This is a genomic window from Ignavibacteria bacterium (assembly GCA_015709655.1).
GTDB lineage: Bacteria > Bacteroidota > Ignavibacteria > Kapaibacteriales > Kapaibacteriaceae > OLB6.
This window is the reverse complement of sequence record CP054181.1, coordinates 1,404,738-1,419,187: the sequence shown is the minus strand read 5'-3', so window position 1 is coordinate 1,419,187 and position 14,450 is coordinate 1,404,738. Positions and strand designations below refer to the sequence as shown.

Annotated in this window: 12 protein-coding genes; 11 read left to right on the top strand and 1 reads right to left on the bottom strand. The window is 48.2% G+C overall.

Annotation, left to right across the window (positions count from 1 at the left end):
• Position 1 precedes the first annotated feature (1 nt).
• Positions 2-898, bottom strand: a complete 897-nt coding sequence (locus HRU79_05675; protein ID QOJ26163.1) for an A/G-specific adenine glycosylase — start codon at positions 896-898, stop codon at positions 2-4.
• Between the two features lie 2 nt (positions 899-900).
• Here HRU79_05675 and cdd point away from each other — a divergent pair, with 2 nt between their 5' ends.
• Genes cdd through HRU79_05620 form a run of 11 tightly spaced genes read left to right on the top strand, consistent with a single transcriptional unit; the run spans position 901 to position 14,442 of the window.
• Positions 901-1,317, top strand: a complete 417-nt coding sequence (gene cdd / locus HRU79_05670) for a cytidine deaminase (GenBank protein QOJ26162.1) — start codon at positions 901-903, stop codon at positions 1,315-1,317.
• A 20-nt stretch (positions 1,318-1,337) separates the two neighbouring features.
• Positions 1,338-2,612: an MFS transporter gene (locus tag HRU79_05665; GenBank protein ID QOJ26161.1), complete on the top strand. Its 1,275-nt coding sequence runs from the start codon at positions 1,338-1,340 to the stop codon at positions 2,610-2,612.
• 34 nt (positions 2,613-2,646) lie between these two features.
• Positions 2,647-3,303, top strand: coding sequence for a hypothetical protein (locus HRU79_05660; GenBank protein ID QOJ26160.1), 657 nt, complete (start codon positions 2,647-2,649; stop codon positions 3,301-3,303).
• Positions 3,300-4,841 carry a glutamine-hydrolyzing GMP synthase gene (gene guaA / locus HRU79_05655; GenBank protein QOJ26159.1) on the top strand — a complete coding sequence of 514 codons (1,542 nt, stop codon included), beginning with the start codon at positions 3,300-3,302 and terminating at the stop codon, positions 4,839-4,841. Before HRU79_05660 ends, guaA begins: the two co-directional genes overlap by 4 nt.
• The gene (locus HRU79_05650) at positions 4,841-5,323 is read left to right on the top strand and encodes a hypothetical protein (GenBank protein ID QOJ26158.1); all 483 of its coding nucleotides are present in this window, start codon (positions 4,841-4,843) and stop codon (positions 5,321-5,323) included. Before guaA ends, HRU79_05650 begins: the two co-directional genes overlap by 1 nt.
• A 2-nt stretch (positions 5,324-5,325) precedes the next feature.
• Positions 5,326-5,874 (top strand): DJ-1/PfpI family protein, encoded by a 549-nt coding sequence (locus HRU79_05645; GenBank protein QOJ26157.1) that lies wholly within the window; start codon positions 5,326-5,328, stop codon positions 5,872-5,874.
• Positions 5,871-7,958, top strand: coding sequence for a methionine--tRNA ligase (metG, locus tag HRU79_05640; protein QOJ26156.1), 2,088 nt, complete (start codon positions 5,871-5,873; stop codon positions 7,956-7,958). The genes HRU79_05645 and metG overlap by 4 nt, the downstream gene beginning before the upstream one ends.
• Positions 7,959-8,318, top strand: coding sequence for a cell division protein FtsL (locus tag HRU79_05635; protein QOJ26155.1), 360 nt, complete (start codon positions 7,959-7,961; stop codon positions 8,316-8,318).
• Positions 8,315-10,387 carry a PASTA domain-containing protein gene (locus HRU79_05630; protein QOJ26154.1) on the top strand — a complete coding sequence of 691 codons (2,073 nt, stop codon included), beginning with the start codon at positions 8,315-8,317 and terminating at the stop codon, positions 10,385-10,387. Before HRU79_05635 ends, HRU79_05630 begins: the two co-directional genes overlap by 4 nt.
• Before the next feature lie 48 nt (positions 10,388-10,435).
• On the top strand, positions 10,436-12,460 hold the full coding sequence (locus HRU79_05625) for a hypothetical protein (protein QOJ26153.1): 2,025 nt from the start codon (positions 10,436-10,438) through the stop codon (positions 12,458-12,460).
• A 59-nt stretch (positions 12,461-12,519) separates the two neighbouring features.
• Positions 12,520-14,442: a hypothetical protein gene (locus tag HRU79_05620; protein ID QOJ26152.1), complete on the top strand. Its 1,923-nt coding sequence runs from the start codon at positions 12,520-12,522 to the stop codon at positions 14,440-14,442.
• Positions 14,443-14,450 lie beyond the last annotated feature (8 nt).

Sequence of the window (14,450 nt, the reverse complement as noted above, 5' to 3'; positions counted from 1 at the left end):
TTTACGACTGTAATTCAATCATCTTTCCTATTCTGATCAACCCGTCGGCCTGCATTCTGTAAAGCAGGTTCAACCATACTTCACGATCATCGGAATCCAGGGCCCCCTTGGGAAGCAGTGCGGTAAGGCTTAGTCCGCGATCAGGTGACTCACGCAGTAATTGTACAATTCTTCCGCGCCAGATTCGGCGGGGTACTCCCTGAATTTCCGGTTCGGCAGATTTTCTAATTGGAGCGGGTGCCTTTGGGAGGCCATAAGATGGGCAGACTGAGGAAAGCGGACAAAGCGAACACAGCGTCTTCTTTGCCATACATACTGTTGCACCCAGGTCCATTACAGCCTGATGCCATTCTTCCGGATTTTGGCGCGGAATAATAGATTCGGCAAACTTCGATACCTGGCTGTTTGTAGCAAGTACTCCGCAATGCGGCATAGGCTGAAGCAGCCTTGAATAGACACGACGAATATTAACATCTATCACCACTGTTCGTTTCCCGTAGCCAAAACATGCAATTGCATTCGACGTATAATCGCCAATCCCTGGTAATGTCCGCAGCACCCCTGCATCATCAGGAATTTCGGACCTATAGTCTCTTGCAATAATCGCTGCAGCATCTCTTAGCCGCAGAGCTCTACCGTTATACCCCAGCCCCTGCCATGCTCTGATCACTTCTGCATTTGTCGCACCAGCTAACTCACGAATTCCGGGAAAACGCCGAAGAAATATGGGCAGTAGCGAAGCTACGCGAGTTGCCTGGGTTTGCTGAAGCATGAACTCCGAAACAAAAACCGTATATACTGATGCATTCGCGGCACGCCATGGGAAGTCCCGACCACTTTTACGGTACCATGCCAGTGCGAGGGCACGGATCCGAGTGGTATTTTTGGTAGAAATCACGAATGCAACCTACAAAATCACTTCCAAACGAAATACGTTCAGCAGCAATCCGTGTGGCTGAGCTGGCCTATGCATCGGCCTATGCTCCGTACAGTAGCTTTGCCGTTGGTGCTTGTATTGTTGATTCAGAAGGGGGCTTGCATTCAGGGTGTAACGTAGAAAACGCATCGTACGGACTAACCATCTGTGCAGAGAGAGTTGCAATTGGTAACGCAATCAGCAGCGGACACCGTGGTTTTGTATGTTGTGTTATCGTAACGGATACTGCAAAACCTGTTGCACCATGCGGTGCATGCAGGCAGGTACTGATAGAGCATTCTGATAGTTTAGTGGTTATCAGCAGAACACTAACCGGATTAGAAAAACAATGGTATCTTAGCGACCTTTTAGTTGACAGCTTTTCGAAGTCCGATTTATAAACATTCTTAACACTATTGTTATGCCAACACAACAAAAGGAGCCTCTTTACCTGCATGGATCGCAACTGGTATTTACAATACTGGTAAGTGCCTTAGGGTATTTTGTTGACATCTATGACCTGATTTTGTTTTCGATTGTCAGGCTGGAGAGCTTGGCCTCGATAGGTGTACATGGTGATCAACTTATCAGTGCAAGTGAGTTGATACTAAACTCCCAAATGGCCGGGATGTTAATCGGAGGTGTGATTTTTGGTGTATTGGCTGATAAGCGTGGCAGACTGTCGGTACTGATGGCTTCAATACTACTGTATTCGCTCATGAATATTGCCAATGCCTTCGTTACCAACGTGCCAATGTATGCCGTCTTCAGGTTCTTTGCCGGTATCGGACTGGCCGGTGAACTTGGAGTAGCTATTACGCTTGTAACCGAGGTGATGCGGAAGGAAACCCGCGGATATGGAACCACGATCGTAGCATCAATGGGAATACTTGGTGCCGTTGCAGCGTATTTTGTGCACGCCTTGTTTAACTGGCAGGCAGCCTTTATCGCCGGCGGTGTTATGGGGCTTGGCCTTCTGGCAATGCGTGTTCGGCTGCATGAAAGCGGCATGTTTGCAAAACAGGCAATGGCTCCGATAGCCAAGGGCAATCTGCTAATGCTGTTTAATCGTGGACGACTTTTAACCTACCTGGCCTGTATTGCAATAGGTATTCCGGTGTGGTATGTTGTTGGTGTTCTTGTTACGTTTTCACCGGAGCTTGCGTCTGCCTCGGGTACAGTAGAAACCGTAGTTACCGGACTAAGCATCACATGGACATATATGGGCATGGTGGTAGGCGATCTTGCCAGTGGTTTACTAAGCCAGTGGCTCCGCAGCAGAAAAAAGGTAATACTGCTCCACATGATTTTGACAGTATTGTCTGTATGGTGGTTTTTAACCGATACCAACCGATCGCCTGAGACGATTTATCTGCAGTGCGGAATACTCGGATATGCAATTGGGTACTGGGCAGTATTTGTTACTACGGCAGCAGAACAGTTTGGTACAAACCTGCGGGCTACTGTTGCCACAACGGTACCGAATTTTGTACGCGGAGGCATGGTACCGATTTTATTCCTGCTGCACTTACTTAGAACGGGCAGCATTCCCGGCTCGGATGCTCAGGTACTTACCGGTGGCAGCATTATTCAGAGTGCCGGCATCATTGCCGTAGCTGTTTTTGCTGTAGCTCTTGGTGGCTGGGTGTTGCTCCGCGAAACATTTCATAAAGATCTTGACTACGTAGAAAACTAAACCATCATCATTTACATTTTGTAAAGGAAAAGTCATGAAAAACCTGTTTGCACTGCTCGTTGCTACGGTTATGGTGTTTGCAACATCCCAGCTGATGGCTCAGAAGGTCTTGCTTGGCCCGTCACTGGTTGTTAAAGGTGGCGTGAATGCGGGTAACATTCCCGAAGGACAGAAGACGGCCTTCAATTTTCATGGAGGACCCGATTTTTCTGCCAATATTTTGTACCTGTTTAACAAGGACATGAACATCGGAATCATGGGGGATATTGGCTACTCCACGTATTCGTACAGGATGCGTCCCGAAAGTGAAAGTATTGCCAACGATGATAATACTTCGGTAATAAAACCATCGTATGTTGTGCTGGCACCTTCGTTCTTTATGGGCGGATTCACAATTGGCGTTGCCCTGGGTTTCCCGTCGTCATACTCGGTGTCGAACGTCTCCGGAAAAATCAAGTCCGATTTACCAACCGACAATCTTAAGTCGCCAATGATTGAACTTCGAATTGGTGGCATGATACCACTTTATGACTTCGTAGGCGGCCGGATAAGCATTATTCCTCAGGTAGGTTACATGGTATCGGGTATGGTTAAGGAGGTTGCCGGGTTCGACTCCACGTACGACCCGAAGATAATTTCTGGTGGTCTGGGTGTTTCGTATCACTTTAATCTTACAAACCTGGTTCAATGACACATGGCAAAAGGATAGTGGTTCTGGATTTCGGGTCGCAGTACACGCAGCTTATTGCCCGACGAATTCGTGAAATAGGTGTGTACACCGAAATCCACCCCTATTCAATTTCACAAGAAAACCTGCAGGCATTACAACCGTCTGGGATTATTCTCTCGGGTGGACCACAAAGCGTGTACGAAACGGGCGCTCCGCATCCCAATGCAGATGTGTTTAATCTGGGTGTTCCGGTGCTGGGAATATGTTATGGTTTACAGCTCATCGCCTGGGCTAACGGTGGAACCGTTGAAAAGGCAGAACGCCGTGAATTTGGTCGGGCTGAGCTGCTGATTGATTCACCCACCGGGCTATTTGAAGGTTTGAGTACATCTACGGAAGTATGGATGAGTCATGGTGACCATCTGACGAAGATTCCTCCAGGCTTTGACCGAGTTGCTCGAACCAGGAATGCCGAAATCGGTGCCATTGTTAACCACGACAAACAGATTTGGGGAGTTCAGTTCCATCCAGAAGTTCATCATACCGTTGAAGGGCTAACACTGCTTAAGAATTTTGTTGTATCGGTTTGCGGATGCGCGCCTGACTGGAATGCAGCGTCATTTATCGAAGCATCGGTAGCAGATATTAAGGCAACTGTCGGCAATGGTGGAGTTATCTGTGCTCTAAGCGGTGGTGTTGACAGTACCGTTGCTGCCGTTCTACTCTCGAAGGCACTGGGAAATCAAGTTCACTGTATTCATGTTGACAGCGGATTGATGCGTGCCGGTGAGAGTGCCCAAATAATCAGTTTATTTAGGGAACATTTTAATATCAGTGTAGATCTGGTGGATGGCTCTGAATTATTTCTATCCCGTCTTGCGGGAGTAACCGATCCAGAGCAAAAGCGCAAGATTATTGGTACTACGTTTATTGAACTGTTCGAAGCAGAAGCATCCAAGTTTGGCGACGCACAGTTTCTGGCCCAGGGTACACTATATCCTGACGTCATTGAAAGCATCAGCATCAAGGGTCCGTCACAAACCATAAAAACTCACCACAATGTTGGGGGATTGCCGGAACGAATGAACCTGAAGCTGATCGAGCCGTTCAGGGAACTATTTAAGGACGAGGTGCGCGCTGTTGGACGCATGCTGGGCGTTCCTGACTGGTTCGTCAACCGTCACCCGTTCCCGGGTCCGGGTCTGGCCATCAGAATCCCAGGTGAAGTAACACATGAGAAAGCCGAAATCCTCAGACAGGCAGATACGATATTTCTTGATGAAATCAGAAAAGCTGGTTTGTACGACAATATCTGGCAGGCATTCTGCGTATTGCTGCCGGTGCGTACCGTTGGTGTAATGGGTGATGAACGAACCTACGAACACGTTTGTGCGTTGCGGGCAGTTACCGGTGTGGACGGGATGACTGCCGACTGGTACCACTTTCCATACCAGGTACTGGCACAAATCAGCAACCGCATTATCAACGAAGTCCGTGGCATTAACAGAGTGGTGTATGATATCTCGTCAAAGCCCCCTGCCACTATCGAATGGGAGTGATGATGAACTCCATTTGGTTTCATCTGCTGGTAAATCACATACCGATTGTTGGTACTGCGATTGGTTTGGGAATTGTAATCGTTTCACTTCTGCGAACGAATAAAACGGTACGTCGTGTTGGGCTGATCGTGTACATTGTTACCGGTCTGATGGCGTATCCAGCCAACTTCAGCGGTGAAGCAGCCGAGAAGGTATTGAAAGGGGCTAAAGGTATCAGTGCCGATCAGATTCACGTTCACGAAGAGGCAGCGCAGTTGGCCCTAACACTTACTTCGATGACTGTTATTCTGGCTATGCTACACTTATTTAACATGCCGCCATCACAAAAACTGCAACGGTACGTGTTCAGTGGCATTGTCCTGATTGGAATAGCATCACTTTTTCAGCTGGTAGTTACCGGTCACGAAGGAGGTGCGATTCGACGTCCCAACCTGATCGGACCAACTCCACTGCATACCGTCATATTAAGGAGTACTGATTAACAATGACCTGCCTGGTACCAATCACAAATGGGTCTGACGCAATGGAGGCCGTGATCATCATTGATATGATGAGGAGAGCCGGAGTCGATGTAACTGTGGCCGGTGACGGACACCTGATTACGTGTTCGAAAGGAGTTCGGATAGTGCCTGATACTGCGATTGACGACTTGGGTGAATACGATGATTTTGATATTATCATTCTTCCCGGTGGCAGGCAAGGAGTACAGAACTTCCTCGCAAACGAGTCACTGCGTCAGCTTATCGTTAAACACCGTAACGCAAAACGTCCGCTTGCAGCTATCTGTGCAGCCCCATTTGTTTTACACGAACTCGAGCTTCTGAAAAGTGGCTCAAAAGTCACCTCGCACCCAACGCTCGAACATGAGTTTACCGGCTACAACTACGTTACTGATAGAGTAGTTGACGAAAATGGAATAATCACAAGTCGCGGAGCAGGCACGGCATTTGAATTTGCTTTGGCAATCATCAAGAAATATGTGGACGAAGGAACTGCCCGGTGGCTGTCAACTGATATTGTATTGTACGAATGAAACGATATTTAATAACATCTGCCTTGCCCTACGCAAGCGGCATAACACACCTGGGAAACGTGGTAGGAAGTACGTTGCCTGCCGATATTTATGCACGGTATTGCAGACTTCAAGGACGTGAAACTCTCTATGTGTGCGGGTCCGACGAATACGGAGTTGCAATTACGATAGCAGCCGAGAAGGAAGGAGTTACACCATTAGAGTTAGTAAACAAATACCATACAGCTAACGAAACTGCACTGCGTGCTATTGGAATTGACTTTGACGTGTTTGGCAGAACAACCGATCCGCTCCATGCCGAGACAGCAAGGGAGTTCTTTACAACATGGCTTGAAAAGGGGCTTTTGGTAGAGCGAGATGACGATCAGTTCTACGATGAGCAGTCAGGAATATTTCTGCCCGACCGGTACGTAGAAGGAGTGTGTCCGAATTGCGGTTATGATAAAGCACGCGGTGATCAGTGTGATAGCTGTGGAGCATATTACAACCAACTTGACTTAAAAAACCCGCGTTCTGTAGTATCGGGTCAGACACCCGTAGTAAAGAAAACCAAACACTGGTACTTTAAACTCAATGAATTCCAGCAGTGGACTGAACAGTACATCGAGCAGCACGCCGGCGAGTGGAAGGACAATGTTCTTCAGCAAAGCAGATCCTGGCTAAACCAGGGCCTTGCTGCACGGACGGCAACAAGAGACTTACAGTGGGGCATTCCCGTACCCGTGGAAGGTGCCACCGGTAAAGTACTCTATGTATGGTTTGAAGCAGTTCTCGGGTATATATCAGCAACTAAGCGATGGGCATCAGACAAAGGTACTCCCGGTGAGTGGGAGAAGTGGTGGAAGGACTCCAATACGCAGTACACTGCATTCCTGGGCAAGGACAATATTGTATTCCACACCATCATATTCCCAATCCTGCTGCACACCAGAGAAAACGAAGGTTACATTCTGCCGGAAGCGGTACCTGCCAACGAATTCTTGAATTTGGAAGGGAAGAAGTTTTCGAAGAGCAGGAACTGGGCAATTGACGTACAGCAGTATCTGGCTGCATTTCCGCAGCAGGAACATGTAGACATTTTGAGGTACGTACTTACTACCAGTATGCCAGAGACCAAGGATAGTGATTTTACGTGGCGTGACTATCAGTCAAAAGCAATCAATGAGTTAGCCGCTATCCTGGGAAATCTTGTGAACAGAGTTAGTTTATTTGTTCATAAAAACTATAACGGTGTTGTTCCCGAGGGAACGGTCGTATCAGGGGAACACGAAGAAGTACTTCTGCAGGCCCTTAAAGAAGCAACACAGGCTGCGGGAGACCGGCTGGATACATTCCGTTTCCGTGATGCCGTCACAGAAGCCATGAATGCAGCCAGGGCCGTTAATAAATATTTTAACGACAAGGCTCCCTGGAAGGCAATAAAAACAGACCCTTCAGATGCGGCCGCTACGCTGAAGAGATGTCTGGAAGCTCTTGGCACAGTATCAGTGTTAATGGCACCATTTACGCCATGGGCTGCTGCAAGTATTCAGAACATGCTTGGTCTTGAGGAACGCATCGGAGCAGTTGGTGAAGATATTAAGAATGTTTGGAGTGAAGCATGGAAGGTGCACCTGAACCCGGGTGACACGGTTGGGCAGCCCGACATCTTATTTCATCGGATAGAAGATGACGTAGTACGCCGGCAACTGGAACTGCTTACCGAAGCTTCGGGCAATACAAACAATACCAACGATACTGCAAGCTCGGAATCCATGCTGATTGACGTTGATCTGTTTTCGAAGGTTCAGCTCAGAACTGCAGAAATTTTGGAGGCGGAAGCCGTACCGAAATCAAAGAAACTCTTAAAGCTCCAGGTCAGGATTGGTACCGAACGCAGGCAGATCATTGCAGGAATTGCGCAACATTACAAGCCCGACAACTTAGTCGGCAAGATGATTGTAGTGGTTTACAACTTAAAACCGGCCACGTTAATGGGTATGGAATCACAGGGCATGGTGCTGGCTGCAAGTAACAGCGACGGATTTCTTACCCTGATTGGTCCATCGGATACAGGAGTTGGTGCCGGTGCAGAGGTACGGTAAATGGCAAATCCTAACATCGGGCCAGAAAAAGATCACGAACCGGAGCAGTCGTATCTGCCCGGTAAGGAGCCAACCGCCATTGTTAAGCAGCGCCGGCTGATTAATAGGTGGAGTTTATTTGCTCTTTTCTTTATCAGTGCATCCGCTACGGTTTTGTACGTTAGTAATGTAATCGCCGTTAATAAACTATCACAAGAAACCGAACAACTGCGAAGGAATGTGGACTCATTGGAGACGTTAAACAAAAGTCTGCGTAACGAGACATATCGTCTGCAAAGCTCAGAGCGTGTCACAAAAATTGCAACCGAAAAACTCGGCATGATTCCCCCACAAGAGGCACCGGTAGTATTGCAGCCGTGAACAGTGTAAACGCATACGATCCCATACGATGGCGGGCGGGGCTGATTAGTGCCATTTTTGCTTTTGCATTTGTTGTAATCCTGGGCAGACTGTTTTGGGTTCAGGTGCTTGATAACGGCAAGTATCGTGACGCCGCCCGAAAACAGTACGAAAGCAAGGTTGAGCTTCGGGCTGAAAGAGGAAGTTTGTTTGACCGGAACAACAGAGAAGTTGTTGGGATGATCCGCACTACATCGTTTGCGGCTGACCCCGAAATGGTGAAACACCCCGAGACAATTGCACAGCTGATTTCCACGGCTACGGGTATTGCAACAGATGTACTGTTGCAAAAAATTCGGCAACCTGGAAAGCGTTTTGTCTGGCTTGCACGTGGAGTAAACACATCACTGTTCCCGGATCTTGAAAATTTACGAGACCCCGGTCTGATCCGCGTGACAGAGCCCAAACGTAACTTTTTGTACGGTCCGGTGTGCGCGCAGTTAATTGGCGTTACCGATTTGGATAACAACGGTCTGACCGGCCTTGAGCTTCAGTACAACAACATTCTGCGTGGTCAGAGTGGTTTTGTGGTTATGCAACGTGATGGCAAGGGCAGACTGCGTTCAGGCGTGAACCCTGAACGAAGCAGTCCACAAAACGGACATAGTTTGGAACTCACCATTGATATCGAGTTCCAGCGAATTGCCGAAAAGGAGCTTGAGCGCGGAGTTCGCGAATCCGGTGCCGTCAGTGGCACAGTTATAGCCCTGATACCCTCAACCGGTGAGGTATTGGCAATGGCTTCAATACCCACGTATAATCCAATGCGATTAGACCTGGCATCGAACGATGCAATACGGATTCGTGCAATAACCGATCAGTATGAACCCGGTTCAACAATGAAGGCAATAACGGCAGCAGCTCTCATCGATGAAGGAGTGCTGAAACCCACAGATCAGGTGGATGGCCTGGGCGGTGCTGTTCATGTAGGACCGTATGTTATCCGCGACGATCACCCACTGAACAAGACTACATTCCAGGTTGCATTGGAGCAAAGCAGTAATGTAGTGTTTGCTACCAGTGCATTGCGGTTGGATAGCCGAAAATATTATAAATATGTTCGTGACTTTGGGTTTGGGATTCCTACAGGTATCGACCTTCGTGGTGAAGTTCGTGGTGTACTACGAAAACCAAACCAGTTCAAGGAAGGCACCCAAAGCTATATGGCCCATGGCTACGGATTGTCTTGTACGGCACTACAAATGGTAAATGCATACGCAGCAATTGCTAATGGCGGTGTAATGATGGAACCTCACTGCGTTCGTGAAATCCGGAATTCATCTGGGGGTAGAAATACCGTTCTTGAGCCTCAGACAATTCGCCGGGTGGTGTCGGCAGCAACAGCAGACGCCGTTATAAAAATGTTGGTAGGCGTGGTTGAAAACGGTACCGGGAAACTAGCAGCAATTCCCGGACTTGCTATTGCCGGTAAAACGGGGACATCGAAACAGCTGGTAGAGGGAAGCTATGATCAGAAACAGGCATATACAGCAACGTTTGTTGGTTTCTACCCTGCAGATAATCCCCAGGTTGCGATGATCGTACTGCTTGACAAACCGCAAACAAGTATTTACGGAGGCACCGTAGCAGCGCCAATCTTTAAACGAATTGTGCAAAAAACAATGACGATGGTAAAGCTTGGTGACTCAGAACGGACCACCATTATGAACATGATGAAGGCCGACTCTGTACGGGTCCCGGAACTGCGCGGTATGCCTTTGGCAACAGCCGATACCATACTGTCCATGAACGGCCTGTTACTTACAACATCATCCGAGTATGGCATGATAGGCACTCAGAAACCGCTGGCAGGAACCATGGTGGAAAGGGGCTCGTCAGTAGAAGTAAATACCGTAAAGCACAAAGGCGAATATGTGCCCAACGTAATCGGACTAACCTTGCGCAGGGCGGTTAGCATCCTTCATGATGCAGGATTCCAAGTAAAAATCCGCGGAAGCGGTTTGGTTACCGGACAAGAACAAAAAGCCGACACATGCATATTAACGGCAAAACGGGATCAAGCACAGTAAGACCCTGTAACTTGTTCAATAATGGCGGATTGTAAGGGTATCATACCCATGACAACGAAAAAATTTATCATTACAGCGTACCTTGTGCTCACGGTATCAGGAATTTATGCATCAGCTGAAACCGGCAGGATGAAGACGCTGTTTGTGAATTTCCCGCCAACGTTTATCAATGAAGTTGAAACAAAAACTGTTGTACTCGAGGGTTTGGCTGACGGCGCATCCTTTGAACCGGAACTTTATAATCCAGCCCCTTTCAGAATCACCTCACCAACAGACAGTCTATTTGTGCGCAATGGTAAGCTAACCATACAATCAACCTTCGAGCCTACAACAGTTGGGAAGTTTACTAAGGACGTTTTATTGTTCAGCAGCTCTGTCCTCTCCGACGATACGATAAGATTACGTTTTAATGGCTACGGGTACATGGCTACACGGACAGTTGTGCTGGACTTTGGTACCATGGAGCCCGGTACGGCAGCATACCGCGCTGTGCCGGTTATGGCCAATTTACCCGCAGATGAGAGTTGGAGCCAGGTTGAACCACCGTCTGCACCTTTTGTGAGTCTTGGTGATACGCTCACGTTAAACGGAACCACGCTTGAGTATCGTTTTCTGTTCAAGCCGGTAGTAACAGGAAGCTATGCAGATACAACACGGATAGTACGGTATAAGGACAACATTGCCTTAGAAACCATTTCGGTAGTGATGCTTGGTTCGGCACAGTATCAGGTAGCAGAACTACTGTCAACCATCGCCCCGGTACTTACCGGTGATACTGCATTCGTTCAGCTTACTCACACACCCAGAGTTCCACTTTCGGTGTACAAGATCCTGCAGTCACCTGATCTACCGTTTACTGTGCTACTAACTGGTAATAACCAGCCCTTTACCGATAAGAACAGCAACATCATATTAGCTGCAGGATTTAAACCGGTAGCGGCAGGAACGTATGCCGACACCTTGGTCCTGGCGAGACTGAACTCACAGGGGGATGCCACCGACACCATTCGGTGGATTATAAAAGCAACGGCAGAACAACAAACCCCGGAGGCAGCGCTGGTGTTTGCTGACGTTGTGGCTGGCCGCCCGGAAACGAAAACAATGTCGGTAATACTTCCCATAAAGCCCCGGCAGACTTTTGAGTACCAGATCATACCGGATGAGTTGGCACCCGTAGTAGCAGAAATCGAGAGCATCAGCAGTACCGATATCGTAGTAAAATTTACTGTCAGTCCTACAACGTATCAACCATTCCTTGTTCGTGAATTTATGCTTTACCGTAGTGTCAACAAGCGGTATGCAGATAGTACGCTTATTAAGGTTAAGGTGTTCATGAAGCCGCGCCCGGTATCGGTGATGGTGTGGATCGATACCGTACAGAGCCGGATTGGCGATACAACGGCGTTTGTTGTTCGGGCAACTGCATCACAACCGCTGGATATTCCGTTTGAACTTCCAGGTTTTAGCATCTCTGTTTCATACAACCCCACGCTGTTTGTGGTATTGCCCGAAAGCAATCAAAGCATTAAGCGGGAGAGCGGGACAATCAGAACGATCATTCCAACTGCCAACGCAGTATTAATGTCACCAGATTCTGCCGTCGAGATAGGTCGAATTAACGGTGTAGTCACCATGGGAGATTCAGACTCCAGCATTCTTGCTGTACGGTTTGAAGCCGATCCGCCGGACAGTACCACAGTTGCGAGCTGGAACCTATCCAGTGGTTTGCTCCTGGTAAGCAATGTTTGGAAGTATAACGGCAAGGCCCGTTACGTAAACACACTGCAGGATTCCCTTGATATTACCGTTCAGCCCAACCCGGTGCTGACTACGGGGACAATTCGGATTATAAACGTACCCAACAACGGGGTGACGATGTACATAGCCAACCCTGCAGGAAAGGTTGTTGCAAACCTTACGTCCGACGTCAGCAACGGTATCCGGGAGTGGGTTGTTGGCAGCGCTCCGGGCAACCTGTTATTACAGCGTGGTGAGTACTATATCAGGCTGGTGGTGACCTCTGAGAGCGGCCTTGAGCTCTACGGTGTTACTCGCCTGATAGCTATCCAGTAAATTCGTGGGTGCAAAAACCCGTAGTACTACTCACCACATGCATTCTGCACATACTTTGCATGCTTCAGGCCCTTGCCAATGACCCGCTGCAGTTGTACGGCGGAGTAGGAGGTGTGGTCGTATTTCCTATGCAAAGCTTTACTTCCGTTCCCGACCTGGGAAGTCCACCGCTTCCGGTACTGTTTAAACCGGGACCCCCGACGGTATTACCTGAATTTACCATTGGTGCTGATGTTATGCTAAACGAATTTGGGGGGCTTGCACCGGGGCTTCATGTTGGCTACAGCACCATACAGCAATCGTATAGTGCATCTGAACAAACTGTAATTGCAACACCTGAGGGTCAGATAAGACCCGCTGAGTTAGGACATTTTCTCAATGCAGAGTTCAGTGTGCTTAGAATAGAACCAACCATCAGAATACCACTTAGCCCTGTTTGGAGTGTGGTAGCAGGAATTCCACTTTTTATTCCAATTGCTACCCACTATACACAAACAATGCACTTCACCAATCCTGCCGGTCTTCGCTTTGTAGATGGTTCAATGGAGCAGACCACAGGCAGCGGACCAATGGTGAGATCCGCCCTGGTTGTTCCCGGGGTACATGCGGGCATACAGGCACTATGGCCGGTAAATAAGGAAGGAACACTCCTTCTTGGCGGACGGATCAACATAGAAGCCGTTACCGGATGGCATACTACTGCCATGATGAACACATTCCAACCCGGTATTCAGGCTGTTTTTGCATGGCATAGCCCTGATCGCCTGGATACCAAGCCAATTGATACCACCTATGTTCGCGACACAGTAGTGATGTTAAGTCACGTGGTGCGTTCAGACAGCCTTGTATTGGCAGAGCGTACCGAAACTCATGGAACCGATCCTATTACGGTTACCATACGTGAACAATACCACCTGCTCAAACCCAAGCCCCCTTCAATATTATCGGCTTCATTTAAAATTGAGTTTAGGGAGGTTGACGGTACAATGGCATCTGATGCAAGGCTAACAACACGCACGATCAGGCGTATGCGTATTGTGCCTGTGATTCCGGCAGTAGTATTTGGCGACAGGCAAACTCAGATTCCTGATCGTTATAGAAAGTTATCATTACACCAATCCGGGATCCTCCCGGACCGTTATCGTTTCTCCGACACTGTTCACTGGCACTACGATATCCTAAACATCATTGGCAGCAGGATGGATAGAAATCCGGGTACAACGGTATGGCTTCGAAGCCACTTTTCTGACGATGCCCATCACGCCCTTGAAAGATGTAGGACGATAAAGCACTATCTGACGGAAACCTTTGGTATTGCAGCTTCACGGATTACCATTGATACTAAAGGGGCTGAGTATGACACTGTTTCGTACGTAGTGCTTACCGACAGTACCGGCAAACTGATGAAGCCGATTGAAGTTATCGATACGGTAACAGAGCGAACACTCCCCGGCCTTCTGATCCATCCCGAAGTAATGTCAGAAGCAGGGATTACACAATGGTTGGTTCGGATTGAAATGAATGGTGACACACTGTTCTTCCGCCGTGGCGAGGGTGACGTACCGTTGGTTATCGAATGGGATATGAACCGGTCCAAATTAGCCTCCATCACATCACTGCAACCCATTCGGGTATGGTTACAGGTTGAGGATGCTGACGGCACGATACGGCAAACAGAGCCTGGCATCGTCACCGTCCTCGGAGAAGTGGCCAACCCTGATCCATCAATACAGAATCAGGTTAGAATACTTATTCTATCCGCTGGCCAGAATATAAACCCATTTATGGGAACGGTTTTAAACAGCTATCCCGTCGCTGACAGTATCGTGATACACGGATACCAGTCTGCAAAGCGTTTGCGACAGGATCAGAATACTGCACCCGTATCGTTTCATCAAGAAAAGCCATGGTATAAAACCGGCTTATTCAAGCCGGAAGAATTTCTCTATGACCAAGGCATAGAGTACATTACCGGTAACTAAAAAAGTAC